The sequence below is a fragment of the Bartonella sp. B23 genome, assembly GCF_053793815.1.
Genome location: NZ_CP200033.1, coordinates 353726 through 379534, shown reverse-complemented (window position 1 = coordinate 379534; position 25809 = coordinate 353726). Strand labels below are relative to the sequence as shown.

Here is a 25809-nt window from a genome sequence, read left to right as displayed (position 1 = left end):
AGGCATTACAATATTTTCTCTTTTGTTGTTGATAGGTTATAGCATCCTTCTACACGCCCCTTGTAAACGATACGTATTAGCTTCTGAGGTTAGACTGTTTTTGAAAAAGGGACAAGAAATAATCCACTATAAGGTTTATTATTTTTGTCTGTATTTTCATACCATTCTGCCGCAAATAAATTTTCGACCTTTGCACGTTTTTTTTTCAATTCTGCTTGAAGCCATGTTTTTGATTTACCAATCTCTTTAAGACCTTTATCAAAAACTTCACCATTTTGTACTAAAATGACAGACTTCTTACCTTCTTCTTTTTTAACAACAGAACAATCACCATTGGTTTCTAAATGAACAAAAGCAGCTTCATGTAAACTGCAGCCTTTAATACGCAACATTGTAATCAAATCATTGACAGTGATGCCCAAATTCTTAATCTTGTCTATTTGAAATATACCATCCAAAACTAATGCGACGTTCTCTCCTGCAACAAGATGACGAAAAAAAACTGAATAGCGTGCAAAAAAATTAAGAGATGTAACTAAGACTTGCCAAATAAACAAAACAACCAATAATTGAACAATACTAATTTTTGGATTATAAATCACCCCTCCAATAATACCCCCCATTACAAAATTGCTAACCAAATCAACGGGTGTCATTTGACTAAGACTGCCACGGCCGGTTGTTCTTAAAATTAAAAGAAAAGCAACAAGACCTACAGCCAGCTTAAGTGCGACATGTCCATAACTATACACAAATTCCATCATATTTTCCCTTTTTTATGAAAGCTGCTGGAATAGGCATTGTCATCGCTTTATTTCCCACGTTGTTGTACGCTCACCAGTCTGTGGATCTTTTTCGTCTCTTAAAATAACCCCATCGGCGGCAAGCTCATCACGAATTGTATCCGCAGCTGCCCACTCTTTATTATGGATAAGTTGCGACCTTTCGGCAATACGTTGATCGATAAATTTTGAATCAAGAGAAGCTTTTCTCATAAACAATGGACACTCTTCATCTCTAACCCATTCTCGACATAAGAGCCCAAATAAATTCATCCCATTTGCCAGAGCTACAGCATCACCTGTTTTATAAAAGTTGCGTAAAAGAGCAAATGCGTTCGGAGTATTAAGATCATCACTGAGTGCATTTATCAAAGAGTCATCAAAAGCTTCATTCTTTTCTGTACAGCCCTTTTCATAACGAAGCAATTCATACCAACGATACAGTTCTCTGCTAGATTGTGTTAAACGCTGAAACGTCCAATTTAATGGTTCACGATAATGCGTTTGTAACATTGAAAAACGTGCAGATAAACCAGCCCAATTGTGCTTCATTTCATTTGTTAAAACATCATTAATTTCAAAAAAATCATTCTCTAAAACAGAGCGAATAGTGGTAAAATTGCCGAGGCTTTTAGACATCTTTTGACCTTCAACCTGCAAAAAACCATTATGCATCCAAATATTAGCCATTCGCTCTGTTCCAAAAGCCGAACAACTTTGTGCAATCTCATTCTCATGATGAGGAAAAATCAAATCAATACCACCACCGTGAATATCAAAGATATTTGCTGTTGGATCATCACATATCAAACCACCGCCATAGGGCTCCAACAATTTTGCCATTGACATTGCAGAACATTCAATATGCCACCCTGGGCGACCTAAAACAGAAATTCCTGCAGGTGATTTCCAACCTGGTTCCCCTTCCACAGAAGGCTTCCATAAAACAAAATCCATTTCCTCCCTTTTATAAGCAGCAACATCAACACGCGCCCCAGCTCTCATCTCTTCTAAGGATCGTTTTGCAAATGACCCATAATGGGGATGTTTTTTTATGCTACTTACAGAAAATAATATATGATTTTCTGCTATATAAGCGTGTCCTTTTTTAAGCAGTCGTTCAATCAAAGAGCGCATCTCTTCTAAATGATCTGTTGCACGCGGTTGACTGGTTGGCAATAAACAACCAAGCGCTAGTGTATCTTGCTGAAATTGAGAATAGGTACGCTCCGTCAATCGACGAATAGCTTCGTTAAGTGCCAGTTCTGGATACTCGTAGGCTGCTCGTGCATTAATTTTATCGTCTACATCTGTAATATTACGTGCGTATATAACGTGATCTTTACCATAGATCTGACGCAATAAACGAAATAACATGTCAAAAATAATGACTGGGCGTGCGTTACCTATATGAGCATAATCGTAAACTGTTGGACCACAAACATAAAGACGTACTCTCGTCGTATCTATTGGTGCAAAATTTTCTTTTTTACGTGTAAGCGTATTATAAAATCGCAACTCTCTCATCCTTATACTCCATTAGCGATACTGTTTGCCGCTTCCTAAGATGAATCTTATCCAAAATCGTTGCATTATGCAGTTTGAGCTAAAACTTTCTATAGCTTACGTAAAATTTTCATAGTTTTCCCATTTCTTCTAGGCTGTATCAACCATCTGTCACAAAAACAATCCGTTTTATTTGATTGAATATAATAGTATTTTATCGATATATACTTTTTCCCGATGAAGGAATATCACAGAAGAAAATCTATAATGTGTGATACAACTTAAATTTATATGAAAAACAAGTTGTATCCAGAAAATTTGAAATTTTTAACCACACAAAGCTTTGTTAGAATCTTCAATAAATCTCTATGACGCTTTTCTCACTGTCTTTATGCCCTAGATTTTATAGCGCACACTCGTCTTGGTAATGATGCATAAATTCATTTGCGTCCTATCTTGTAACGTAATGCTCTACAATAAAATCATTTTTTGCAATTGTGCATGGTACAGAAATTTATTAAAAGGAAGAAAATAAATTAATGCGTAATATATTGATAAATATTATTTTTTTAACTTTAACACCAGCTCTTGCACAACGATCACCACTCTATGAGACAAAATTGCTGCGGATGGCAGAAATTTTAGGATCCCTTCACTATCTACAAAACCTTTGTAGTACTCCAACAAATCAATGGTACAGCCACATGAATGCACTGATTGAGGCAGAACAACCAATGCCGCAAAGACGCGCTTATTTTTACGAAGCGTTTAATGGAGCGTATCGTGCTTTTTCAGAGAATTATCATCATTGTACACAATCAGCAATTAAAGCAAACAAAAGATATATCAAAGAAGGAAGAGCTTTATCTGAAAACCTTCTCACGTATTATAGCAACCAACCTGTACACAAATTACCAAATCCTCAATTTTATTTATCTCACTGACAATACTCTCAAAAATGAATAGATCAACAAGCCTACTTTGATATAAATTATAGCAAATTTTGAAGCATAAAGCCTCAATATGCTTTTATCTTCGTATAATAAAATCACCATGAGCACCTTTTCACCCGTACAACCATTTTATAAAATCTATCAATTGTATGTGGTCACATCAAAGCTTCTATAAATTTAACAGGTTCACCTTGCGAAGGTGTAATAATTTCACCTTCCCACATAACACGCATACCACGGATAATGGTTCCAACAGGCCAGCCTTTAACTTTTTGACCATCATAGGGTGTCCACCCTGCACGTGAACCAATTAAGCTATTCGTAATAACTTCTTCCCGCTTAAGATCAACAATGGTTAAGTCAGCATCATATCCAACAGCAATGCGCCCTTTACAGCTTATACCAAAAATGCGGCTAGGACCATGCGACGTGAGATCAACAAAACGTTCAAGAGATATTTTTCCTGCATTCACATGTGTTAACATAATTGCTGCTGTCGTTTGCACACCTGTCATACCTGAAGGTGAATCAGGATAAGGCTGTAGTTTTTCTTCAAGTGTATGAGGCGCATGATCAGAACCTAAAACATCAACAATACCTTGCTGAACACCATACCAAAGAGCTTCACGGTGGTGGCTCTCACGAATTGGGGGATTCATCTGAATCAATGTACCAAAATGCCGATAATCATTAGCTGTTAAAGTCAAATGATGCTGCGTAACTTCAATTGTTGCCACATCCTTATGTTTTTTTAGAAAATCAATTTCTTCCGCAGTAGAAAGATGTAACACATGAATGCGCGCCTTTGTTTCATGCGCGATTTTCACCAAGCGTTGCGTGCATTTTAATGCTGCGACCTCATCACGCCAAACTGGATGCGATGATGCATCTCCTTCAATACGCAGTACTTTACGTTCGTCGAGTCTTGCCTCATCTTCAGAATGAAAAGCTGCACGACGACGTATGCTCTTCAAAATAAGACGCACGCTTTCATCATCATTCACCAAAAGATCACCAGTAGAAGACCCCATGAATACCTTAATTCCAGCAACACCTGGAAGCATCTCTAACTCAACCAATTCATGTGCATTTTCGCGTGTTCCCCCAACCCAAAATGCAAAATCACAATGCATTCGATGAAATCCGCGTTTCATCTTATCGGATAATGCTTCTTCCGATGTGGTTGATGGATTGGTATTAGGCATTTCAAACACTGCCGTGACCCCCCCTAATACCGCAGAATAAGAACCACTTTCTAAATCTTCCTTATGTTCATTGCCAGGCTCGCGAAAATGAACTTGGCTATCGATAATCCCCGGCAAAATATGAAGCCCTGTGCAATCAATCACTTCACCAGCAGATACACGTGTAAGATCACCAATTTCAGCAATACGACCGTTTGTAATACCAATGTCACGCTTACTACTTCCATCATGATTCACAACTGTTGCGCCTTTTAAAATTGTATCAAATGTTTTAAACATAGCCGTACTCCTTACATATCCCTTTTTTATCGATTATGTAACTTTGAGCAGAAAGGCAAGAACCATGATTGAAAAACAAAATGCTATTCTTTTCACAAACCGCAGAATTATTAAAGTTACTGGTGAAGAAGCAACACATTTTTTACAGGTTCTTATCACGACAGATGTAACAAAAATCGGCGCACAAGAAATTTTTCCTGGGGCTCTCTTATCTCCACAAGGAAAGGTTATTGCTGATTTTCTTATCGGTAAAAGAGACGATGGTTATCTGATTGATATTGCTGAATCTCTAGCTGATACCCTTTACAAACGCCTGCTCCTCTATAAGCTGCATAAAAAAGTTGAAATTACACAACCATCACAAGAACTTGTTACAGTTTGTTGGAATAATGAATCAGATACTTTATATTTTGATTCAAGTTTTATTGATAAGAGGTTTCCACAAAAAGAAAAAATAATACGAATCTATGGAAAAACACCCTTTTCTGCCTCGGAATATCATGACAATTGGAATCGATTGCGTATCCGTTATGCAATCGCAGAAAGCAGTCAAGACTACGAAATAGGTAAAGTCTTTCCCCATGATATTAATTATGATCAAATCAGTGGACTGGCATTCAACAAGGGTTGCTATGTCGGGCAAGAAATTGTTTCACGAATGCATCACCGTCGCACAGCTCGTCGCCGAATTTTGCTCGTAAAAAGTCAACATGAATTAACTTCAGGTTCTAGCGTTAAAGCAGGAACAAAGGTACTTGGTTGCTTGGGAACATGTGTTGCAAATGAAGCTCTCACTTTAATGCGTATTGACCACATCAAAGATGCTATGGACAAAGGTATTCCATTAACGGTAAAAAATACTCCCGTCACCGTAAGCATTTCTGAAAATATGAACTTTACCTTTCCTGAAAGTACTGTGGAAACGCGCTAATGGCTAAAGCTGAATTATCACAAAATGGAGAAGCTCGTGCTTGGCAAAGAATGCTTTCTGGTCGGCGACTTGATTTGCTAAATCCTTCTCCTTTTGATGTTGAAATTGAAGATATTGCGCACGGTCTTGCCCGAGTTGCACGTTGGAACGGTCAAACACGAGGAGAATATGCCTATTCTGTCGCACAACATTCACTTTTAGCAGAACAAATATTTCAAAAGCTTTTTCCGCAATCACAGAGTAATGAATGTCTGTGTGCTCTTCTTCATGATGCACCAGAATATGTCATCGGCGACATGATTTCACCCTTTAAAGCCGTCATAGGAAAACAATATGAGCTTGTAGAAAAACGTATACAAGATGCTATCCATATGCGCTTTTCTCTCCCCGTTAATCCTTCTCAAAAGCTTTTAAAAAAAATCAAACAAGCTGACCGTATCGCTGCATTTTACGAAGCTATCACGCTTGCCGGATTTAATACAGAAGAAGCCCTTCACTATTTTGGTCATCCAAGTGATATCTTACCAGATGGACTTCATTTGAAACCATGCTCTACACAGCAAATTGAAAATGCCTTTTTAACGCGTTTTAAGGAGATCGATGTTCATAGAATCTCTTAGCAATTCTTTTTGTCATTTATCCTTTAATTATTGCTAAAAAAATCACATCGTATCTTTCCCTTAAGACTGCACCCCTTGGATGAAAATAAAAATATATCATCTCATTATTTATGCCTTTAGTGGATTGTCACCTCACCCTTACAGGCAACAATACTCAAAAAACATTCAGTATATTAAAGCATTATTCTCCTCACAAAACTCTTTAAAAACAGACTATAAGAAGAATTCCACCCTTTCATGATCTATCCTATAAATCCTTCAAAAAAATATCATTAAGTGCAAACACTTTCTACAATATGCTATCAACAACACCATAAAAAACTCTGATCTCATTGACCATTATATGGATCACATAGAGAATTAATAAATCAAATTGAGCATGAGAAAAATGTGTATAAAAAATCCGCTTATCTTAAACTTCTGTAAAAAATACCCTTTTTCATAGAGCTTTTTATCTTAATCTAACTTTTGTTTAAGCTTATAAACTTCTGCATCAGCTGGAAAAGTACGTGATGTGACATCCTCTGCATAATTCTTGATCGCAGTCTCCATTGCTTGTTCAAGAGTGCCGTAGCGACGCACAAATTTTGGCACACAAGCGCCATAGCCCAACATATCTTCCATAACCAATACCTGTCCATCACATTGACTGGATGCACCAATACCAATCGTAGGGATAGAAAGTTTTTCTGTAAGCTTTACCGCCAAGGGTTCAACAATCCCTTCCACAACAACAGCAAAAGCACCAGCCTCTTCAATCGCTGCCCCGTCAGCTTCAATCCTTTGCCAATCACTCTCCTTGCGCCCCTGTGTCTTGAAACCACCAAAACGATTTACCGCCTGTGGAGTAAGACCGATATGCCCCATAACTGGAATGCCGCGTTTACACAAAAAATCAATTGTTTCCGCTAGATAAACACCACCTTCAAGCTTAACTGCACCACACCCTGTTTCCGCAAGAATACGCGATGCATTTAAAAAAGCTTGTTCTGGACTTTCTTCATAAGAACCAAAGGGCATATCGACAACGACAAGAGCTTTCTTAGACCCACGCATAACCGCCTGCCCATGTAAAATCATCATATCTAAATTAACAGGGAGTGTCGTCTCAAACCCATACACAACCATACCAACGCTATCTCCAACCAAAAGAAAATCGCAATATGGATCAGCAATCCGTGCAGTGTAAGCCTGATAAGCCGTTAAAGAAACAATCGGTTGTTGCCCTTTTCTTGATCTTATTTCAGAAGAAGTTATACGCTTTATAATTTTATTATGTACACTCATTTTTAATTTTCTCTTGTAATATATATTGATCAATAAGTCTTACTGCGCCAAAGCGGACATTGAGAAGTAAAACTGCAGGTTTATCTAATTTGCCTCTGACAACGCATAAACTTTCCATATCTCGTAAATCTATTGATTCAATGATCGCGCGTGATTCTTGCTGTAAAATATCGCGAACAGTTTTGCATAATTTAGCGACCGACCGCTCACCTTGGCGATAAAGCTTTTCGGCAGCTTTACCACTTTTATGAATAATTTTTGCGGCTTTGCGATCTTCTAATGTTAAAAGCTGATTCCGTGAAGAACCCGCTACACCATCTTCTTCACGTGAAATAGGCACTCCAACAACTTCAATAGGAAAAGCCAAATCTTCAACCATACGTCGAATAATTACAATTTGTTGAAAATCCTTTTCCCCAAAAAAAGCCTTATCTGGTTGAACAATGTTAAAAAGCTTAGCAACAACGCTGGTCACACCACAAAAATGCCCTGGACGTAACCTCCCTATCAAAATACGCGATAATTTTTCTACCTTCACTATTGTGTCATTTCCTGGTGGCCAGATTTCTTCTACAGAAGGTGCAAAAACATATTCAACACCTGCTTTTTTCAACAAAGCACAATCGCCCATTAAATTTCTTGGATATTTATCAAAATCTTCATGAGGGCCAAATTGCTTTGGATTGACAAAAATAGAAACTAATACTCGGTCACATATCGCTATTGCTTGCTGCACTAATGCCAAATGGCCATCATGTAACGCTCCCATAGTGGGAACCAAACCAATCGAAAATCCTAAACGGCGATCTTTCGCGATATATTGGCGTACTTCAGCAATTGTTTTTAAGACTCTCATCTTCGTATTCTATTCTTCATTTATCAAATCAACAAATTAATGCTTGCATACAAAACCGCCGTTCAAACAATTGTATCAAATTCATGCGCACTGCTGGCTGCTTTATATCCCGTGGTTCCCAAACGTGACGCATTAAAAAGAAACCTGTTAGAATAAAACCATTCATTATGTCATTAAAATCTGCAGGACATTCGGTTCTTTGCACAAGAAACTGTGGTAAAGTTAAAAGCTTCTCTTTCCAAGGGTGTCCAGCTTCCTCACATACAGCTCGTCCCGATTTTGGTGACACGTAACAAAGTCTCTCCGAGCTACCTGTTGCAGCACAATGAGATAAATCAAGGCCAAATCCAAATTCTTCAAGAAGCCGCATTTCAAAGCGCACAAGTAATTCTGCGTTTACAGACGGTTCATAAAAATTCTGCATAAAAAGATATAAAATATCATACAAAATGGGATGCGGATCACGCTCGGGAAGAAGACGCAAATGAAAAGCTAACAACTGCAAAGCATAAAGTGCCTCTGGTAAGAGGATTAATCGTGCCGCATGTAGGTTAAGCGCTTCAAGCCGAAAAAGTCCCAAATGTTCGTCTAAACGTGCCCACCACTCAGCCTCAACAAAATTCCCAGGTTGAAGAAGAGCTGCCATACGACGCGAACGTCCCCCTTTTACCACTCCCATATAACGGCCACGCTGACGTGTCATAATTTCAAGAATGACACTTGTTTCACCATATTGGCGTGTACCAAGGATAAAAGCTTGTTCTTTCCATTTCATTTTATTAAAAAAAATCCAATCTCATTTCGCGGTAACGTTCCGGATCGGTATCCCAATTATCACGCACTTTCACAAATAAAAAAAGATGAACCTTCTGATTCATAATTTCCATGAGTTCTTTGCGCGCTGCCAGACCAATTGCTTTAATTGTATCGCCTTTTGCTCCTAAAATAATTTTTTTCTGACTATCACGCTCTACATAGATGACCTGATTAATTTTAACTGAACCATCTGAACGCTCTTCCCAGTTCTCTGTTTCAACTGTTGAAGAATAAGGGAGTTCATCGTGAAGACGAAGGAACAGCTTTTCACGCGTAATTTCAGCAGCAAGATGACGCATAGGCATATCTGAAATCTGATCCTCTGGATAATACCATGGTCCCTTCTGCATCATGTTACTCAACGCATGGAGCAAATCCCTACAACCAGAACCATTCAATGCCGAAATCATAAATGTCTGTGAAAATTTTACGCGCTCATAAATTTTTGCGGTTAATGCTAAAAGGGACGATTTAGCAACTGTATCAATCTTATTAAGAACAAGAATCTTATCTTGTCTGATACTTTTTACAATATCTAACATTGTATAAATACCATCAGAAAGACCGCTTTGAGCATCAATCAAAACTAAAAGAATATCAGCACTCTTAGCACTCCCCCACGCAGCAGATACCATTGCACGTTCTAACCGCTTATGAGGACGAAAAACACCCGGTGTATCAATCAACACAATTTGTGTATTATCATAAATAACAATGCCGCGGATTAAAGTTCTCGTTGTTTGTACTTTATGCGTTACAATTGAAACCTTTGTTCCAACCAACTGATTAATTAAAGTCGATTTACCAGCGTTAGGCATTCCAATAAGCACAACAAAACCAGAACGCGTTTTAACGTCATTCATGGTCACTTTTTCCCATTATTTTCCATATACCTTCTCGTTGCAAAATTTTTTCAGCTGCCATTCTTTCGGCATATCTTTTAGAACTTCCCTGTCCAATTTCTGGAGCATAACCAGAAATACTTACTTCTACCATAAAAATAGGATCATGATCTGGACCTGAACGTTTTATAACCCGATACTGTGGCTGTACACCGCCTTGTACATGCGCCCATTCCTGCAACTCTGTCTTGGCATCACGCCGACTGGCATCCATCTGTTTTGCTCGACTTTGCCAATACTTTTGAATAAAGAGTCGAGCACTCTTTAGTCCTCCATCAAGATACATGACAGCAATCAAAGATTCAATCACATCAGCGTACATATTTGTGAGCCGGCGACCCTTTAAGTTTTTCATCTCAAAACCGACATGAATCATATCGGGCAAACCCATCTCTCGCGCAATATCGGCACATGTCTGCGCATTTACTAAACCATTTAAACGTACCGATAATTCACCTTCACTTGCTTGCGGAAAAAATTGATATAGCATCTCTGCAATCAAGAGTCCTAGAACTCTATCACCTAAAAATTCCAGTCTCTCATAATTTCCCTGTTCCGAATCTTGTATGCTAGAATGTGTTAATGCTCTTTTTAATCTCTCTTCATTTTTAAAATGATGCCCCGTCAGTTTTTCAAGCTGATCAATTATCGGACGATTCATTGTCGATTCCTTGCTTGACAAGCGGCAAATCATGAACAGTATTAATAAAAGAAAACAAACGACTCCAACGCACATCAAACGGCCAGCGCCAAATCTGCCAAGCACTTGAACCATTGCTGATAGAGAAAAAAATCACACTTGCTCGACCAATAAGATTCTCTTCTGGAACATAGCCTACATCTAAACGACTATCGTCTGAATTATCGCGATTGTCCCCCATCATAAAATAATGCCCCTGTGGAACTTCAAAGACTCTTGTGTCATCAACTTGTGGGATAAAAGCTAAATCAAGTGTATCATAGCGAACACCATTAGGCATTGTCTCACGGTAAACGTCAACAGGGTAGTTAACCTCTGTTATATCAGAATTATCAACCTTCCCTATAAAATGGCGTGAAACAGCCTGATCATTAATATAAAGGACACTTTGACGAACTTGTATACGATCACCTGGTAGCCCAACAACACGTTTTATATAATCAATGCTAGGATTACTTGGTAAACGAAAAACCACAACATCCCCGCGCTGAGGCTGAGATGCCCAAATACGTCCCGAAAAAAGAGGAAGAGAAAAAGGTATGGAAAAACGAGAATACCCATATGCATATTTGGAGACAAACAGATAATCTCCTACAAGCAAAGTAGGACGCATTGAACCAGAAGGAATACTAAAAGGCTGAAAAAAAAGCGTACGAACAAGCGCTGCCAGAAACAGAGCCTGGATTAAAACTAAAATAAATTCAAAAGCTCCGCCTTTTTTTTCCTTTTTACGAATTTTCTCTTTCTGAACCATTCCAAACCACCTTCCCATCACAGATATGATTTACCTTTATCATAATGTTCAAATAACAAAAGCACAATCTCCCACAATATCTATCCACGCAGAAACGCTTCGATAATAACAAATGCCTGTGCCCAAGGAAAATCATCCGTTATACTCAAATGAATGACAGCTTCATAATTGGGAGGCAATAACTTTTGTAATTGCACTTGCGCGCGATCTGCTAGCTTAATGACTGGTTTGCCAGATGGTAAATTGACCACTCCCATGTCTTTCCAACCCACTCCACAAGCGATTCCTGTCCCCAAAGCCTTAGCACATGCTTCTTTGGCAGCAAATCTTTTGGCGTAAGAAGAAGATCTTTTTTGAAGATTTTCAGATCTGATCTGCTCCACGTTGGTAAAAACACGCTCAACAAAACGGTCGCCATAACGAATCAACACTTTCTCAATGCGTCTTATATCAATTAAATCGTTTCCAAGACCAATTATCATACAATACCACCCGAATTTCTTTGCTACAAATGCTTTTTTTTTATAATCTTTTGGTATCGTTTCTGTTGAAAGCGAACGATCGCTCTATAGACACCTACATAAGATAAGCTACCAAAAATAAAACCCAAAATGGTACCACCTAAAATCATCGGTCTCATGATTGAGTCCCATGTACCCTTAAAAAGCAGAGATACATTTGACAGTGTTAAGCCGTTAAACAAAACGCGAATTTGCGAAAGAGAAATTTCATTTACATTGCTAAAAAGCGATAAACAGAAATAACCAACCTTATAATCAGCCATAACAATCAGTAAAAATGTAAGGGGATTAGAAAAAACTGTCCCAATGATTGACGCTGCAAAATTTGCGCGAAAAAGCCAAGAAAAAAATATTGCCAAAACAATATGCATTCCAAAGAGAGGCGAACAAGCTAAAAAAATACCAATAGCAAATCCTAGCGCTACTTGATGCGGTGTGGCTGATATACGCAAAACACGTTTACGTATGTAAGAAAATGAGCGAGAGAACGAACGACGTGGCCATAACCAAAGTCGAATACGCTTTACAAAATCTATTGGTTTTTTACGACGAAAAAGCATATGATTCTCAATGTACATCCTGTAACAATAAAATAATCCGTATGACTCAAATGAATGTCTCCAAAGCTTTTGCATAAAAAAAAATAGAAAAGCAATTAAATATTCCGACTTCCTGGCTTAATTGCTGGAAGCATGGCGAGTTCAGCAGGAAGTGCATCGCACTCATAAGATGCTATCTCGTATTCAGCAAGTGCAATCAATGGAACTCCAACATCAGCCTTACCGCCAGAACGATCAAGAATACATGCACTCGCCAACACATTTGCTCCTGCTGCAACTAAAGCCTCAGCCGTTTCACGAATAGAAAGACCTGTTGTGACAATATCTTCAACAATTACAACCCGTGCATCCCTCTTGATTTCAAAACGACGCAACTCAAATACACCATTTACGCGCTCTACCCAAAGAGAAGGAACACCGAGGTGACGCGAAGTTTCGTATGAAGGAATAAGACCACCAATCGCAGGACCAACTACATAATCAACTTCTCCCTCAACAGATTTTTTAATTTTTTTGGCCAATCCACGACATAGCTTTTCCGTTAAATCAGCATGCATAAATACTTTTGCCTTCTGCATATAAGTAGCACTATGACGACCCGATGTTAAAATAAAATGTCCTTCCAGAATAGCATCTGCTTGTTTAAAAATATCAATCACATCTTGTGTATTCATCACAAAACTTCTCTTTTTATCCATGAACCCGCTCTACTGCACTAACCGAACCTGCCTCTTTTAACTGAGAAAAAATACGATTCAAATGTTTTAAATCCCAAACCTCCAGATCAATCATAATTTCTGTGAAATCTGGTGCTGTACGGATGAATGATAAATTTTGGATATTGGCATCATTCGCAGAAATCACTCGCGTAATTTCAGCCAGAGAGCCTGGACTGTTAACAGCTAAAACATTAACTCGAGCAGGAAAACGTTCACTCATTTGAGCATCAATATCCCAGCGGACATCAATCCATCGTTCTGGTTGGTCATCATATGCCATCAAAGCCGAAGACTGTATCGGATAAATAATAATTCCAGATCCTGGTTGCATAATGCCAATAATCCGATCTCCTGGCACAGCTCCTTCAGGAGAGAACCGAACCGGAATATCTCCACGGGTTCCTCGAATAGGTAACGCTTTGGATTGATGTTTCTCTGCAGTTACATCCTTTTCATTTTGTGGAACTTTAAAAATCATCCCTTGAGCATTTTCAATGTTAAACCAACCTTCCTCTCTGGGCTTAAAAGAGGACTTTTGTACGACACGATGATCCTGATAATCAGGGTAAACTGCTTTAATTACATCAGCAGACAGTAATTCACCACGTCCAACAGAAGCTAATACGTCTTCTACATCTTTGCGTGCCAAACGTGGTAAAACTTGCTTAAGAGCGTCTTTTGAAAATTGTTTTCCTATATACTCAAACGAACGATCTAATATACGATGTCCTAAACCAGAATATTGCTTGCGTACCGCAGCGCGAGTTGCACGACGAATGGCTGAGCGTGCCTTGCCTGTTACAACAAGAAACTCCCACGCCGCTGGTGGGATTTGAGCTTGTGAACGTATAATATCAACTTCATCACCATTTTTTAATTTTGTCATCAAGGGCATAATACGACCATTGATTTTTACACCCACACAAGAATCACCAATATCAGTATGAACTGCGTAAGCAAAATCAATAGGCGTGGCGCCTTTTGGAAAAGCAATCAACCGACCTTTTGGAGTAAAACAAAAAACTTGATCTTGAAAAAGCTCAAGCTTTGTATGTTCTAAAAACTCTTCTGGATTATCCCCATCTGACAAAGATTGTATCGTTTGACGTAACCATGCATAAGCACTGGTTTCACTTGATAACTTCGAAGTCGAATAATTGGAACCATGATCTTTATAAATGGAATGTGCTGCAACACCATATTCAGCAATTGCATCCATCGCAGCAGTTCTAATCTGAAGCTCAACACGTTGCCTTGAAGGCCCGACAATCGTTGTATGAATGGAACGATAATCATTTTGTTTTGGTATAGAAATATAATCTTTAAAACGACCAGGTACCATTGGCCACGTCATATGGATAACACCAAGAGCACGATAACAATCATCCACTGTTTCAACAATAACGCGAAATCCAAAAATATCAGACAATTGTTCAAAAGAGAGTGCTTTACTCTCCATTTTGCGAAAAACTGAATAAGATTTTTTCTGGCGGCTTTTAACATCTGCTTTAATACCATGCTCGAAAAAAATCTTTGTCAACTCGTTTTCAATTGTAGAAAGCAAATCACGATTACGCTTCGACAATTCAGCTAGTCGATTAGTAATCGTACGATAACCTTCTGGATTTAAATAAAAGAAAGAAAGATCTTCTAACTCTTCGCGCATATCCTGCATGCCCATACGACCGGCAAGCGGCGCATAAATATCCATTGTCTCCTCAGCAATTCGCCGGCGCTTTTCATCACGCATAACACCAAGAGTACGCATATTATGAAGACGATCAGCAAGTTTGACTAAAAGAACACGTACATCATCAGAAATAGCGATAAGAAGTTTACGCAGATTTTCTGCTTGTACTGCCTTCTTCGATACAAGATCAAGCTTATTAAGTTTTGTGAGCCCTTCAACCAACTTACCAATTTCAGATCCAAAAAGCTGATCAATCTCTGCTCGTGTAGCACTTGTATCTTCAATTGTATCATGCAAGAGAGCAACGGCTATTGTCGCCTCATCCAACCGCATATCTGTCAAAATAGCGGCTACTTCTAAAGGATGAGAAAAATAAAGATCACCCGAAGCACGTTTTTGATGACCATGCTTTCGCATTGCATAATCATAGGCTCTATTTAACAAAGCTTCATCCACGTCAGACTTGTAACGTTGAACACGCCCAACAAGCTCACACTGACGCATCATACGAGCATATCCTTTATCTCTACAACCTAATCATTATTGAATATCAGCATATTTCATCAATAAAACACAAGAAAAAATAATTGCTCCCATATAAAACGCACGCACACTTCCGCAACTATAAACCACTGCAATTAATAATCGTCACTCTTCTCTGGAACAACCAAACCTTCAATACCCGCCAAAAGCTCTTCTTCTGACATATGATCGAACGAACTGCCCCCTTCTTCTGAAGAAGTCTCAAAAACACTTTCATCTTCACCTGAGTGCGTAATCAATTCATTTGCCATTTCTGGCTCATCTACTTCTACATGCTTTTGCAGAGAATGAATAAGATCTTCTTTCAAATCGGCAGGTGATAATGTCTCTTCTGCTATTTCACGCAAAGCAACAACTGGATTTTTATCATTATCACGATCAATCGTGATCTGCGCACCCTGCGAAATTTGACGCGCCCGATGCCCAGCTAAAAGCACCAACTCGAAGCGATTATCAACTTTATCAACACAATCTTCTACCGTTACACGGGCCATTTATGCCTCTTTCTTAAAGATTAAAAAATTTCACAATGAAGATAAAATATATACAATAAACAAAATAAAATACAAGAAAAACAATGCAGAATTTAATACTTTTTGCCCAAAGAGCTTATTGAAAAAAATCCTTCGAGGCTTTATAATAAATTGCATAGACTGTACAAGCTAACTGTTAATACTACTCTGAAATAAAATGGTTTTAAGAATGTCAAATTTAGACAAAAAATGTATACTTGTCTAAAAAAACACTTTCTCTGGAGGCTATTCTTTAAAGAAGTATTTATTACTCAAAATTGTTAAAAATATTTCGTAATAACAAAAGATTAATGCAAAATTTTAATGATAAGATATTCATAAAAATGAGAGATTTTATCCCATGAAACACCGTATTCATTAACATCTCATTGCTCCAATAGATTAAGAACAAATTGTTGCTCTTTGCAAAGTAATCAGCAATAATTTTATGTTGAATTTTATCCTTAAGTAGTTTGTTCGTATTTATTGTAGCTATTTACAAAGATATAATTTGTCATACACCCTATAAACATCTCAAAAGAATTTTTATAAAAAATAATTAATGCCAACTCCATGAACAGCAAATCAACATCGCTTTGCCCAGAACCACCGAAAAATTGCAACTTATGTCCACGATTACACACTTTCATCTCTGAATGGCGTATGAAGGAACCAAACTGGCATAACGCACCGGTACGCCCATTCTTCCCCTATAAAGGTGCTGCCACAACACGCCTCCTCATTGTCGGCCTTGCTCCTGGATTACGTGGTGCAAATCGAACTGGACGCCCGTTCACTGGTGATTATGCTGGGCATTTACTTTACTCCACTTTAAAAAAATTTGGTTTTGCTCAAGGAACTTTCGAAGAAAGAGCGGACGACACTCTTGAATTAATTGATGTAGCGATTGTTAACTCAGTTCGTTGTGTTCCACCAGAAAATAAACCCACTGGTGAAGAAATCAATACTTGCCGATATTTCTTTTCTCCTCTTCTAACAAATCTTCCTAAACTGAAAGCTGTCATTACTCTCGGCACTATTGCACACCATTCAACACTACGCGCTCTCAACGCAAAAATTTTAACCCATCCTTTCGGACATGGCGAAATAAATAACATCGGAAAATTACGTATCTTTTCAAGCTATCACTGTTCACGCTATAATACCAACACTGGGCGTTTAACAGATGCTATGTTTCATCAGATTTTTGAAGCAGCAAAAACATATCTGGATCAATGCTGAAGTCTCCTTAGAAGCACATAAAAAAGATATAGAAACCAATTTTATCATCCATATTTTTTAAAAATCCTTGCTTTTTCACGCCCCCAATCACGTTTCTTTTCAGCTTCACGCTTATCATGAAGTTTCTTTCCACGTGCTAGTGCAATTTCCAACTTGGCACATCCTCTTTCATTGAAATAAAGTTTAAGGGGGACAAGTGTCATTCCTTCACGAGAAGTCGCATTAAAAAACCGTGCCCTTTCACGTTTTGAAATTAGTAATTTACGCAAACGTCGTGGCTCATGATTAAAGCGGTTAGCTTGCGTATATTCAGGAATATAGCTATTCACTAACCATAATTCCCCATTTTCAAAGCTGGCATAACTTTCAGCAATATTTGCGTGATTAGAGCGTAAAGACTTCACTTCCGCCCCTTGAAGTACCAGACCAACCTCAAGATTATCGAGAATTTCATAATTAAAATAGGCTTTACGATTGTCAGCAATTATTTTTCGTACTGGCGCGTTCCTTTTTTTGTTCATGGCTACATTTTATTCTTTAAGCAGACCCGCATGAGATAAAGCTGCATCAATAATCTTTTTTGTTTTATCCGTTAATGGAATAATCGGAGAACGAACAGCACTACTACAAATCCCTAATTTTGCAGCAGCATATTTAATACCTGCAGGACTAGGTTCAATAAATACTGCACGATTGAGAGGCATCAGGCGATCATTTAATTCTAGTGCTGTTCTATAATCACCACGCAAACAAGCAGCTTGAAGCTTTGCACAGAGTTTTGGAGCAACATTGGAGGAAACAGAAATACATCCAACTCCTCCATGTGCATTAAAGCCTAATGCTGTACAATCATCACCGGAAAGTTGTATGAAATCCTTACCACACTTTTCGCGTTGTTCACTTACACGCCCAATTTTGCTCGTCGCATCCTTGATACCAACGATATTTTTAAAATCCCGACAAAGATCTCTCATCGTTTCCACAGCCATATCAATAACAGAACGACCTGGAATATTATAAATTATAATGGGTATAGAAATAGCCTTTGCAATGGAAGAAAAATGCATATATAAACCAGATTGATTAGGTCTATTATAATAGGGCGTCACAACCAAAACAGCATCTGCACCTGCCTTTTGTGCATGTTGCGCAAGCTCTACAGCTTCGCTTGTGCTATTTGATCCTGCCCCAGCAACAACAGGAACACGCTTAGCAACCTGCTCAACACACAATTCTACAACTCTCTTATGTTCTTCATGACTTAAAGTTGGTGTTTCACCTGTCGTCCCAACAGGGCTCACACCATTAATACCCTGTGTAATCTGCCACTCAACAAAATTGCAAAATGCCTTCTCGTCAATAGCGCCCTTATCATTAAATGGTGTGATAAGTGCAGTTATGGCTCCCTTGAGCATAATAAACTCCCTCTGATGTTCTTTTTGATTTTTTAAAAATGGCCTTTATAAATTACTCACGGTAGAACATAATCCTGCTTTTTCATTGAAGCAAGACGAATTTCACAATAGCTCTCTCAAGATTTAACACGTATCTCTCTCAATTCCAGACCTCTCTTTTAAAGTATCAGTCTGCATTAACGGGTTTTTCATGCTTCCATTCTAAAAATTCTTGAGTGGTTCCAAAAAGCAAATTCTCAAGGTTTTTTCTCTATGCATGCATTTTCTTCTGCCCCCTTTTTTCTACAAACCTTTATTGCATCTACACTGGCAACAACAATTTTATTTTCAAACGCATGCGCACAAACACCCTTTTTGCATGGGAAAGCACCAATCCCTTTGGTTCGCCCTACCCCTTTTGTCATAAAAAAAGAAACTCAAAAACCTCTTGGACAGCTTTACACGCCACCTCACAATTTCTATACACTTAATAATAGCTCTACTCTCAGGCAACTTAAAGTGAGTTTAGATGCGCTTTTAAACAACAATATTGCAAAAACGATAAGTCTTCGTAATTCATTGGAAAAAAATAGCCTTGATCGTCATATTTTAACATGGGCGATAGGTATATCAAGCCAAGCCAATATACCAAGCTCTGAAATATTTAATGCAATCAAAGAGCTAAAGGGATGGCCAGGCATAGACATTATGCAACGTAATGCTGAACGTGCTTTTATCAATGAAACCAATTCCACACATTTGATCCTCCAAAAATTTTCTCATCATCCCCCCTTAACAGCACAAGGTATGGCTATATTCGCTAAAGCACTTATCGTAACTGGACAAATTACCCATGCCCGACAAATCATTGCACCGTGGTGGCATAAAGAAAAGCTTAATGCAAAAGAAGAAGAGCTTATTCTTAAAAATGCGAGTGCTGCGTTAAAACCTATCGATCATCTGAAACGCATGAAATTTATGCTTTATGCACACCGCTTCGATTCAGCTGAGCGCGTTGCAAAATTAGCTCACGCTCAATCTCTTTTTAATGCTTTTGTTGCCGTTGAGAAAAATGATCCTAAAGCCATGCAAAAATTACGCGCTGTGGAGCGATCATGGCAAAAAGATCCTCTCTTACAATTTGCTCAAATGCGCTATCTTCGGCGAACTGAGCAGTATAATGCAGCTGCAACACTCATGATGAGAACATCGAGAGATGTATTAAAACTTATGAACCCACACGCATTGTGGAAAGAGCAACGTGCTCTTTCTCGCGAAATGCTTGATTTAAACAAACCTAAAATTGCTTATCAACTCGTTGCTACACATACTGGTATGACATCCTCATTGGCAGTTGATGCTGAATTTCATGCAGGGTGGTATGCGTTACGATTTCTTCATGATCCTAAATTAGCAATGCACCATTTTTCACGTATTCCTCAATTATCTTCTGCGCCTCTTTCTGCATCCCGTGGATACTATTGGATGGGACGAGCGGCAGAAACTCTGGGTGAACATAAAAATGCCCAGAATTATTTCCACCACGCGGCCCATTTTGGTGCAACTTATTATGGTCAATTAGCAGCTGCACGTCTTAACAAAAAAAAGCTCGAAATTTCTTTTCCAAAGCCAACAACCTCTGAACGACAACGTTTTGGTGCACGAAAAACCATTCAAGCAATTCAACGTCTTGAAGCAGCTGGCTATACTAACTTCGCTAAATTTTTTTATAGAGAACTCGGCCAAAAAATAGAAAGCCCAGGCGAATTAGCTCTTCTGGCTGTAATGGCAGAAAAAAATGGCGACTATTATACCAGCCTCAAAATCGGAAAAACTGCTGTTTTTCGAGGTAAAAATGTTGGTGCACTCTCCCATCCTATAGGTGCTATACCATCCTCTATTCGTATTGCTACCGTAGAACAAGCACTTGTTTATGCCATTGCGCGACAAGAAAGTGAATTTAATCCAACAGCTATATCAAAAGCAGGCGCACAAGGCATACTCCAATTAATGCCGACAACAGCAAAAACACTTGCCAAGAAATATTCAATCATGTGGTCACCAAAAAAATTAAGCAGTGATGCCAATTATAATGCTACATTAGGAGCCTATTTTCTTAACGAACAACTGGAACGTTTTAATGGATCTTATATATTAACTCTTATTGGTTATAATGCAGGATCCCGTCGTGTCGATGAATGGATAAAACGCTATGGTGATCCTCGGAGACAATCTCTTGATAAAATCATCGATTGGATTGAACGGATTCCCTATACAGAAACACGTAATTATGTGATGCGTGTTATGGAAAATTATGGGGTTTACAAAGCAAGATTGACTGGAAAAACAGACATGAAGGCTGCTCTTCTTTCCGGCCAATAAAAATAATACAATCTCTATTCGCTCCAAAGCTACTCATTCTCATTTATCAACTTGTAAACCATAATATCGTAGCAGTTATAGACATAAAGCATATGAAAATTCACAAAAAAATCCGTAAAAATCAGCTAAATATCAGGGACACTCTAATAATTTTGTTCACTTTGGATAGAGGAGGTGGCGGGAAAGAGCCCACACGTTGAAGTGCTGCCATAGCTAACCGATCAAGTTCTAGATTACCAGCAGAGGCGAAAATACGGCTGGAAAAAATACTCCCCTGCTCATGCACCCTAAATTCTAACTTCACAGTTCCTTTTGCACGACTGATACGCTGTTTCATAACATATTCTTTTTGCATTTCTAATTGTGCCTGTACTCTTGATAACCATTCTGTTAACAACGCATCCTCAAGTGCTGCTGTATTACCACCCTGACTGGTCGTAGACGAACGCACTGGCTTTACCATAGGCCGCTTTACTAAAGCTTTTGGCATTGTTTTTTTGTCGAGCGCTTTATACTCCACTTTTTGAGGAAACGTTTTCTCCAAAGATTTGAGAATCGCAAAATCATCTTTTTTTACAATGTGCGGAAACTCTTCTGGTTGAATTTCATTCACTGCTTCTAATATTTTTGACTCCCGCTCGGAAAGATCAGGCTGAAACCCTTCTAGTTCTGCGCCAATATTCGATAAATCTGTATCAATGTCTAGTAAATCTACATCGGCATCTGGATAGAGAGGCTCTTGTACAAAAGTTAACGTAATTATAGATGAGAGCATGTTATTGCTTACACCAGTACTATAAAAATAAAACTGCGCTCCCAGTGCTATATGCAAAAAAAAAGCGCAAATGAACCCACTAATCCAAAGAACCAATAACCGGCTCGCCTTTGCAAAAATCATAGTTTTTTCCACTGCTATTCTAAACTTAATGTTGGTGTCAAGCCTCATTAAAACAAGCTGTTTTAAAATTGCAACTTTTTTCTTGACTGATTTTATCATGTTTAATATGGTTCCTCCACGATTTTGTTCTCAATCCAAAGTCGCTTTTGCTTGGTAGGCTGTTTGTAATTGGTGTGTCGAGCTCTTTAGTCGAGCTCTTTATATGTGTGAAATTTCAATCGAGGGAGGGGTTATTTAAAAGAGGTTATGATGTATTATGCGAATAAGACGAGAGAATATCCATAAAGGTTGTGTGATTTTAGGTGCATTATCAGTCTGTATACCTTCGTTTGTTTTTGCGAAAAACAGCAGTAAAGGTGCCGTAACTGAGCTTAAACCAATCATTATTAAAGAAAAAAAAATAGAGGATACATCGGGCTCAGTAACCATTCTGACTAGTCGTAAAACCGCTAAGGATATTAGCGAAAAGCAAATAAGTGATGCCCATGAAATTGGTCGTCTTGATCCATCCATAACTTACAACGCAAGCAATAACAGTTTCATGCTTCGTGGTTTGGATGCACAGCGTATTCTCACAACAATGGATGGTATTAATCTTCCATGGATTTCGGATATAGTACGGGGAAACAGCGGAAACACAACGTTTGACTTTGATGCTCTTTCTACATTCGACATTATTCAAGGATCAGATTCTAGTATTTATGGATCTGGTGCCCTGGGAGGAGTCGTTGCTTTGCGCACTCTTAATCCTGAAGACATTATCACCGAAGGAAAGAACAGGGGTAGCCTCATAAAAAGTGGTTATCATTCTGTTGATAATAGTTGGCGCGTCAGTCAGGCTTTTGCGGCACGTCACCATAAAACGTTCTTGCTTTTCCAAGGATCTTATGTGGAAGGTCATGAGCGTAAGAATATGGGAACCGTAGATGGTTATGAAGAACGTACACGTAAAAATCCAGCCAACTTTGACAGAAATAATCTGCTATTTAAAGTTCATCAATACTTGAATAACAACCACCGATTTGATTTTACAGCAGAACGTTTTGGCTATAGCAAAAATACACATTTATTGAATGCATCTGCTAGGTACGCCCCAGGTTCTGTTTATGATCGGGACAATAAGCTCCGTGAGCGTTTGTCTCTTTCTTATAACTATAATGGCAATGGGGATACGCTTTTTGATGCATTTCATGGGCAGATTTATTGGCAGAGACAATCGAATAATCATACTATGCACGGATTTCGTGTTAGGGCGCCAAAAGGAGATTACTTAAGAGATAATTTAGTACGTGATACCAATTATGGTTTAAATACTCACGCTCTCAAAACAGTGGATATTGGTTCGGGAAGCCATACATTAAGGCTTGCTACAAACATTTTATTTTCCGAATTTCATCATTATATGCTCGGTAAAGACAGTTGTCATTTAAGGGAAAATGCACGTGCGTGTGGTTTTTTACCCGCTAATCGATCAGATTCACCCGATACGAATGGCTACAGTTTTGGTGTTGTTTTTGAAGATGAGATTGGTTTAGCTAATAATCGTTTCCGTATAACGCCGGGGATTCGTTATGATTGGTACCAATATACTCCCCAGAAAACTTCATCTTATGAAAAAGCGCTCGGTTCTGAAAAATACCCTTCTGAAAAAAGTGGTTCACGTTTTTCTCGTAAACTACGCATGGAGTGGGATGTTCGTGATCAAGTAACATTCTATGCTCAATGGGCACAGGCTTTCCGCGCACCACGTGTTTCAGAACTCTACCTGTCTTACATCAAATTTCCCTTCTATTATGTGAAAGGAAACCCTGATCTTAAGCCAGAAACAAGCAATGGATATGATGTTGGTATACAGTATGGAAGTGCAAATTTTGGTGGTTCATTAAGTGTCTTTGCTAATCAGTATAAGAACTTTATAGATACTATGGATAAAGGTCCGTCAGAAGAGTTTATGTTTGCGCGTCAGCACTATATAAATCGTTCGCGCGTGCGTATTTCTGGCGCTACAGCAAAAGTGCATTTGGCCCTTTGTAGTGGATTCCATAGCAATCTTTCTCTTTCTTATTTACAAGGGAAAGATCTTGACAAAGATGAAAATCTTAACTCAATTCTGCCTTTGAAAGCAATTATCGGATTGGGATATGCGAAAGCTACTTGGGGGACAGATGTTGTACTTACTTTAGCGGCCAAACGTGATAAAATTGCTGAAGAGGATGATAATCAAAAAACTCCAGGGTATAACACTGTTGATGTGTTAGGTTGGTGGAAACCGTTTGGTGAAAAAGGACCAATTATAAGAGCTGGTATTTATAACCTTTTCAATGAAAAATATTGGGATATATCAGATCTTCCTTCTAGCAAGAGTGCATCACCAAAGGATTATTACAGCCAGCCCGGCCGTAACTTTAAAGTGTCGTTCGTGCAAAAGTTTTAGTTATTCTTGTTAACTATTAAACCGGTGGGAAATTGTATCGATAAAAGGGGATGTTGTTATATTCGTATTCTCATTGTTGTTTAAATTGCAGAGACTTAAAAGGAAAGCCTTAATTATTTCTGATTTATCGATTTTTTGTTGTTCTGCTGTTGATAGCAAGGGGGTTTGTTTATGATGGATTGAGCTATTCGTCAAGAATGGTTCAATCTATTGCCTTCGGGTTGTAAAATTTTAAAAGTTAATCCTTTAAAGTAACACAAGGAAAGTCCATGTCATATCCAGCAGAGATGATTATTCGCTTGCGTGAAGAAAAAAAAAAGGTGCGGAATCGTGATTTTGCAGCCTCTATTGGTATATCTGAAGCAGAACTTGTTGCTGCTTACTGTACAGTAGGAAAAGCAAAGAGATTACAAACTGATGTTGCTACTTTTTTGGGGGTTGCTCCTCAGCTTGGAGAGGTTATGGCATTGACGCGTAATGAATATGCCGTTCATGAGATAACAGGATGTTTTGAAAAAATTATCCAAAGTCAACATACCTCTATCACGCTTGGTGAAATTGATTTGCGTATTTTTTCAAAACAATGGAAATTTGGTTTTGAGTATGATGTAATTGTCCTTGGAAAGTCTACAAAAAGTTTGCAATTTTTTGATCGATATGGTGTTGCTATCTTCAAGCTCTATTCTAATGACAAGACAAATATGGAAGAATGGAATAAACTTGTTGAAAAATTGCTTCATGAAGACCAGTCATCTCTTCTTGATATCCTTCCTGTTCCCTTTCCGGTTCAAAGTGATACGATGGAGTTTAATGTTGAGCAATTCCGAAACTGTTGGCGAAATATGACTGATGTACATCAGCTGCATAAAATTATTTCTGAATTTAAAATTAATCGATGTGATGCTGTGAAATACGCTGGTGATGAATTCGCTGATGAATTAGGGGTAGGAGCTGTCAAAATAATGCTTCACCAAGTTGCAGAGCGAGAAATTCCTATTATGTGCTTTGTTGGTAACAGAGGGTGTATTCAAATTTTCAATGGAAAAATAAAAAATATTAAGCAGGTGGGGCCGTGGATTAATATTCTTGATCACAAGTTTGACATGCATTTGCTTATTTCTGGCATTGACAGTGTATGGTATGTTCGCAAGCCTACCAATGATGGTTGTGTCAGTTCACTTGAAGCCTTCGACAAAGGTGGTGAGATGATTATTCAATTCTTTGGTGTGCGAAAGGAAGGTCAAGAAGAACGTGAAGATTGGCGCTCATTATTAAGCGGTCTTCCTTTATGTCAAAAAGCAGTAGTAGCTTAGAAAGGTAAAG

The 25809-nt window shown here is 38.4% G+C and carries 24 protein-coding genes; 7 read left to right on the top strand and 17 right to left on the bottom strand.

Features of this window, described 5'->3' with window-relative positions:
• Nucleotides 1-89: 89 nt before the first annotated feature.
• Entirely contained in the window at nucleotides 90-761 is a 672-nt protein-coding gene (locus V4B17_RS01560; protein ID WP_455480157.1) for a DUF421 domain-containing protein, read from the bottom strand.
• 42 nt (nucleotides 762-803) lie between these two features.
• The gene (gene cysS, locus V4B17_RS01555) at nucleotides 804-2309 is read right to left on the bottom strand and encodes a cysteine--tRNA ligase (protein ID WP_455479764.1); all 1506 of its coding nucleotides are present in this window, start codon (nucleotides 2307-2309) and stop codon (nucleotides 804-806) included.
• A 518-nt stretch (nucleotides 2310-2827) separates the two neighbouring features.
• Between cysS and V4B17_RS01550 the strand changes: the two genes are divergently transcribed.
• Nucleotides 2828-3232 carry a TIGR02301 family protein gene (locus V4B17_RS01550; RefSeq protein ID WP_455479763.1) on the top strand — a complete coding sequence of 135 codons (405 nt, stop codon included), beginning with the start codon at nucleotides 2828-2830 and terminating at the stop codon, nucleotides 3230-3232.
• 164 nt (nucleotides 3233-3396) lie between these two features.
• On the opposite strand, the gene V4B17_RS01545 is transcribed toward V4B17_RS01550, so the two are convergent.
• The gene (locus V4B17_RS01545; RefSeq protein WP_455479762.1) at nucleotides 3397-4725 is read right to left on the bottom strand and encodes a dihydroorotase; all 1329 of its coding nucleotides are present in this window, start codon (nucleotides 4723-4725) and stop codon (nucleotides 3397-3399) included.
• A gap of 64 nt (nucleotides 4726-4789) precedes the next feature.
• Between V4B17_RS01545 and ygfZ the strand changes: the two genes are divergently transcribed.
• Nucleotides 4790-5656: a CAF17-like 4Fe-4S cluster assembly/insertion protein YgfZ gene (ygfZ, locus tag V4B17_RS01540; protein WP_455479761.1), complete on the top strand. Its 867-nt coding sequence runs from the start codon at nucleotides 4790-4792 to the stop codon at nucleotides 5654-5656.
• Nucleotides 5656-6276 (top strand): YfbR-like 5'-deoxynucleotidase, encoded by a 621-nt coding sequence (locus V4B17_RS01535; RefSeq protein WP_455479760.1) that lies wholly within the window; start codon nucleotides 5656-5658, stop codon nucleotides 6274-6276. The genes ygfZ and V4B17_RS01535 overlap by 1 nt, the downstream gene beginning before the upstream one ends.
• Nucleotides 6277-6732: 456 nt before the next feature.
• Here the strand turns inward: V4B17_RS01535 and panB are convergent, their stop codons facing one another.
• From panB to rpoZ, 11 genes are all read right to left on the bottom strand, one after another.
• The gene (gene panB / locus V4B17_RS01530; RefSeq protein ID WP_455479759.1) at nucleotides 6733-7563 is read right to left on the bottom strand and encodes a 3-methyl-2-oxobutanoate hydroxymethyltransferase; all 831 of its coding nucleotides are present in this window, start codon (nucleotides 7561-7563) and stop codon (nucleotides 6733-6735) included.
• On the bottom strand, nucleotides 7550-8419 hold the full coding sequence (panC, locus tag V4B17_RS01525) for a pantoate--beta-alanine ligase (RefSeq protein WP_455479758.1): 870 nt from the start codon (nucleotides 8417-8419) through the stop codon (nucleotides 7550-7552). Before panC ends, panB begins: the two co-directional genes overlap by 14 nt.
• 28 nt (nucleotides 8420-8447) lie before the next feature.
• The gene (gene recO, locus V4B17_RS01520; RefSeq protein ID WP_455479757.1) at nucleotides 8448-9194 is read right to left on the bottom strand and encodes a DNA repair protein RecO; all 747 of its coding nucleotides are present in this window, start codon (nucleotides 9192-9194) and stop codon (nucleotides 8448-8450) included.
• 4 nt (nucleotides 9195-9198) lie between these two features.
• Nucleotides 9199-10098: a GTPase Era gene (gene era, locus V4B17_RS01515; protein ID WP_455479756.1), complete on the bottom strand. Its 900-nt coding sequence runs from the start codon at nucleotides 10096-10098 to the stop codon at nucleotides 9199-9201.
• Nucleotides 10091-10798, bottom strand: a complete 708-nt coding sequence (gene rnc / locus V4B17_RS01510) for a ribonuclease III (protein WP_455479755.1) — start codon at nucleotides 10796-10798, stop codon at nucleotides 10091-10093. Before rnc ends, era begins: the two co-directional genes overlap by 8 nt.
• Complete coding sequence (lepB, locus tag V4B17_RS01505) at nucleotides 10779-11591, bottom strand: signal peptidase I (RefSeq protein ID WP_455479754.1); 813 nt, start codon at nucleotides 11589-11591, stop codon at nucleotides 10779-10781. The genes rnc and lepB overlap by 20 nt, the downstream gene beginning before the upstream one ends.
• Nucleotides 11592-11671: 80 nt before the next feature.
• On the bottom strand, nucleotides 11672-12073 hold the full coding sequence (gene acpS, locus V4B17_RS01500) for a holo-ACP synthase (protein WP_455479753.1): 402 nt from the start codon (nucleotides 12071-12073) through the stop codon (nucleotides 11672-11674).
• A 23-nt stretch (nucleotides 12074-12096) separates the two neighbouring features.
• Nucleotides 12097-12672: a DUF2062 domain-containing protein gene (locus tag V4B17_RS01495; protein WP_455479752.1), complete on the bottom strand. Its 576-nt coding sequence runs from the start codon at nucleotides 12670-12672 to the stop codon at nucleotides 12097-12099.
• Between the two features lie 95 nt (nucleotides 12673-12767).
• Nucleotides 12768-13346, bottom strand: coding sequence for an orotate phosphoribosyltransferase (gene pyrE, locus V4B17_RS01490; protein ID WP_455480156.1), 579 nt, complete (start codon nucleotides 13344-13346; stop codon nucleotides 12768-12770).
• A 16-nt stretch (nucleotides 13347-13362) separates the two neighbouring features.
• Nucleotides 13363-15588: a RelA/SpoT family protein gene (locus V4B17_RS01485; protein ID WP_455479751.1), complete on the bottom strand. Its 2226-nt coding sequence runs from the start codon at nucleotides 15586-15588 to the stop codon at nucleotides 13363-13365.
• A gap of 131 nt (nucleotides 15589-15719) precedes the next feature.
• A complete protein-coding gene (rpoZ, locus tag V4B17_RS01480; RefSeq protein WP_455479750.1) occupies nucleotides 15720-16118 on the bottom strand; it encodes a DNA-directed RNA polymerase subunit omega in 399 nt (132 codons plus the stop codon).
• Nucleotides 16119-16709: 591 nt separating this feature from the next.
• Between rpoZ and V4B17_RS01475 the strand changes: the two genes are divergently transcribed.
• On the top strand, nucleotides 16710-17378 hold the full coding sequence (locus tag V4B17_RS01475) for a uracil-DNA glycosylase (RefSeq protein ID WP_455479749.1): 669 nt from the start codon (nucleotides 16710-16712) through the stop codon (nucleotides 17376-17378).
• Between the two features lie 44 nt (nucleotides 17379-17422).
• Here the strand turns inward: V4B17_RS01475 and smpB are convergent, their stop codons facing one another.
• Together smpB and dapA are read right to left on the bottom strand one after the other, a co-directional pair.
• Entirely contained in the window at nucleotides 17423-17899 is a 477-nt protein-coding gene (gene smpB / locus V4B17_RS01470; protein WP_455479748.1) for an SsrA-binding protein SmpB, read from the bottom strand.
• A 9-nt stretch (nucleotides 17900-17908) separates the two neighbouring features.
• Nucleotides 17909-18793, bottom strand: coding sequence for a 4-hydroxy-tetrahydrodipicolinate synthase (dapA, locus tag V4B17_RS01465; protein ID WP_455479747.1), 885 nt, complete (start codon nucleotides 18791-18793; stop codon nucleotides 17909-17911).
• 252 nt (nucleotides 18794-19045) lie between these two features.
• Between dapA and V4B17_RS01460 the strand changes: the two genes are divergently transcribed.
• On the top strand, nucleotides 19046-21154 hold the full coding sequence (locus V4B17_RS01460) for a lytic transglycosylase domain-containing protein (protein WP_455479746.1): 2109 nt from the start codon (nucleotides 19046-19048) through the stop codon (nucleotides 21152-21154).
• Between the two features lie 121 nt (nucleotides 21155-21275).
• Here the strand turns inward: V4B17_RS01460 and V4B17_RS01455 are convergent, their stop codons facing one another.
• Nucleotides 21276-22052, bottom strand: a complete 777-nt coding sequence (locus tag V4B17_RS01455) for an energy transducer TonB family protein (RefSeq protein ID WP_455480155.1) — start codon at nucleotides 22050-22052, stop codon at nucleotides 21276-21278.
• A 256-nt stretch (nucleotides 22053-22308) separates the two neighbouring features.
• On the opposite strand from V4B17_RS01455, the gene V4B17_RS01450 reads away from it, so the two are divergent.
• Entirely contained in the window at nucleotides 22309-24486 is a 2178-nt protein-coding gene (locus tag V4B17_RS01450) for a TonB-dependent hemoglobin/transferrin/lactoferrin family receptor (protein WP_455479745.1), read from the top strand.
• A gap of 269 nt (nucleotides 24487-24755) precedes the next feature.
• Nucleotides 24756-25799: a hemin-degrading factor gene (locus V4B17_RS01445; RefSeq protein WP_455479744.1), complete on the top strand. Its 1044-nt coding sequence runs from the start codon at nucleotides 24756-24758 to the stop codon at nucleotides 25797-25799.
• The last annotated feature ends 10 nt before the right edge of the window (nucleotides 25800-25809 follow it).

Bases quoted from the DNA above. Each gene is read 5' to 3' on its own strand.
- V4B17_RS01560 (WP_455480157.1), bottom strand. From the start codon at position 761: ATGGAATTTGTGTATAGTTATGGACATGTCGCACTTAAGCTGGCTGTA.
- cysS (WP_455479764.1), bottom strand. From the start codon at position 2,309: ATGAGAGAGTTGCGATTTTATAATACGCTTACACGTAAAAAAGAAAAT.
- V4B17_RS01550 (WP_455479763.1), top strand. From the start codon at position 2,828: ATGCGTAATATATTGATAAATATTATTTTTTTAACTTTAACACCAGCT.
- V4B17_RS01545 (WP_455479762.1), bottom strand. From the start codon at position 4,725: ATGTTTAAAACATTTGATACAATTTTAAAAGGCGCAACAGTTGTGAAT.
- ygfZ (WP_455479761.1), top strand. From the start codon at position 4,790: ATGATTGAAAAACAAAATGCTATTCTTTTCACAAACCGCAGAATTATT.
- V4B17_RS01535 (WP_455479760.1), top strand. From the start codon at position 5,656: ATGGCTAAAGCTGAATTATCACAAAATGGAGAAGCTCGTGCTTGGCAA.
- panB (WP_455479759.1), bottom strand. From the start codon at position 7,563: ATGAGTGTACATAATAAAATTATAAAGCGTATAACTTCTTCTGAAATA.
- panC (WP_455479758.1), bottom strand. From the start codon at position 8,419: ATGAGAGTCTTAAAAACAATTGCTGAAGTACGCCAATATATCGCGAAA.
- recO (WP_455479757.1), bottom strand. From the start codon at position 9,194: ATGAAATGGAAAGAACAAGCTTTTATCCTTGGTACACGCCAATATGGT.
- era (WP_455479756.1), bottom strand. From the start codon at position 10,098: ATGAATGACGTTAAAACGCGTTCTGGTTTTGTTGTGCTTATTGGAATG.
- rnc (WP_455479755.1), bottom strand. From the start codon at position 10,798: ATGAATCGTCCGATAATTGATCAGCTTGAAAAACTGACGGGGCATCAT.
- lepB (WP_455479754.1), bottom strand. From the start codon at position 11,591: ATGGTTCAGAAAGAGAAAATTCGTAAAAAGGAAAAAAAAGGCGGAGCT.
- acpS (WP_455479753.1), bottom strand. From the start codon at position 12,073: ATGATAATTGGTCTTGGAAACGATTTAATTGATATAAGACGCATTGAG.
- V4B17_RS01495 (WP_455479752.1), bottom strand. From the start codon at position 12,672: ATGCTTTTTCGTCGTAAAAAACCAATAGATTTTGTAAAGCGTATTCGA.
- pyrE (WP_455480156.1), bottom strand. From the start codon at position 13,346: ATGAATACACAAGATGTGATTGATATTTTTAAACAAGCAGATGCTATT.
- V4B17_RS01485 (WP_455479751.1), bottom strand. From the start codon at position 15,588: ATGATGCGTCAGTGTGAGCTTGTTGGGCGTGTTCAACGTTACAAGTCT.
- rpoZ (WP_455479750.1), bottom strand. From the start codon at position 16,118: ATGGCCCGTGTAACGGTAGAAGATTGTGTTGATAAAGTTGATAATCGC.
- V4B17_RS01475 (WP_455479749.1), top strand. From the start codon at position 16,710: ATGAACAGCAAATCAACATCGCTTTGCCCAGAACCACCGAAAAATTGC.
- smpB (WP_455479748.1), bottom strand. From the start codon at position 17,899: ATGAACAAAAAAAGGAACGCGCCAGTACGAAAAATAATTGCTGACAAT.
- dapA (WP_455479747.1), bottom strand. From the start codon at position 18,793: ATGCTCAAGGGAGCCATAACTGCACTTATCACACCATTTAATGATAAG.
- V4B17_RS01460 (WP_455479746.1), top strand. From the start codon at position 19,046: ATGCATGCATTTTCTTCTGCCCCCTTTTTTCTACAAACCTTTATTGCA.
- V4B17_RS01455 (WP_455480155.1), bottom strand. From the start codon at position 22,052: ATGATTTTTGCAAAGGCGAGCCGGTTATTGGTTCTTTGGATTAGTGGG.
- V4B17_RS01450 (WP_455479745.1), top strand. From the start codon at position 22,309: ATGCGAATAAGACGAGAGAATATCCATAAAGGTTGTGTGATTTTAGGT.
- V4B17_RS01445 (WP_455479744.1), top strand. From the start codon at position 24,756: ATGTCATATCCAGCAGAGATGATTATTCGCTTGCGTGAAGAAAAAAAA.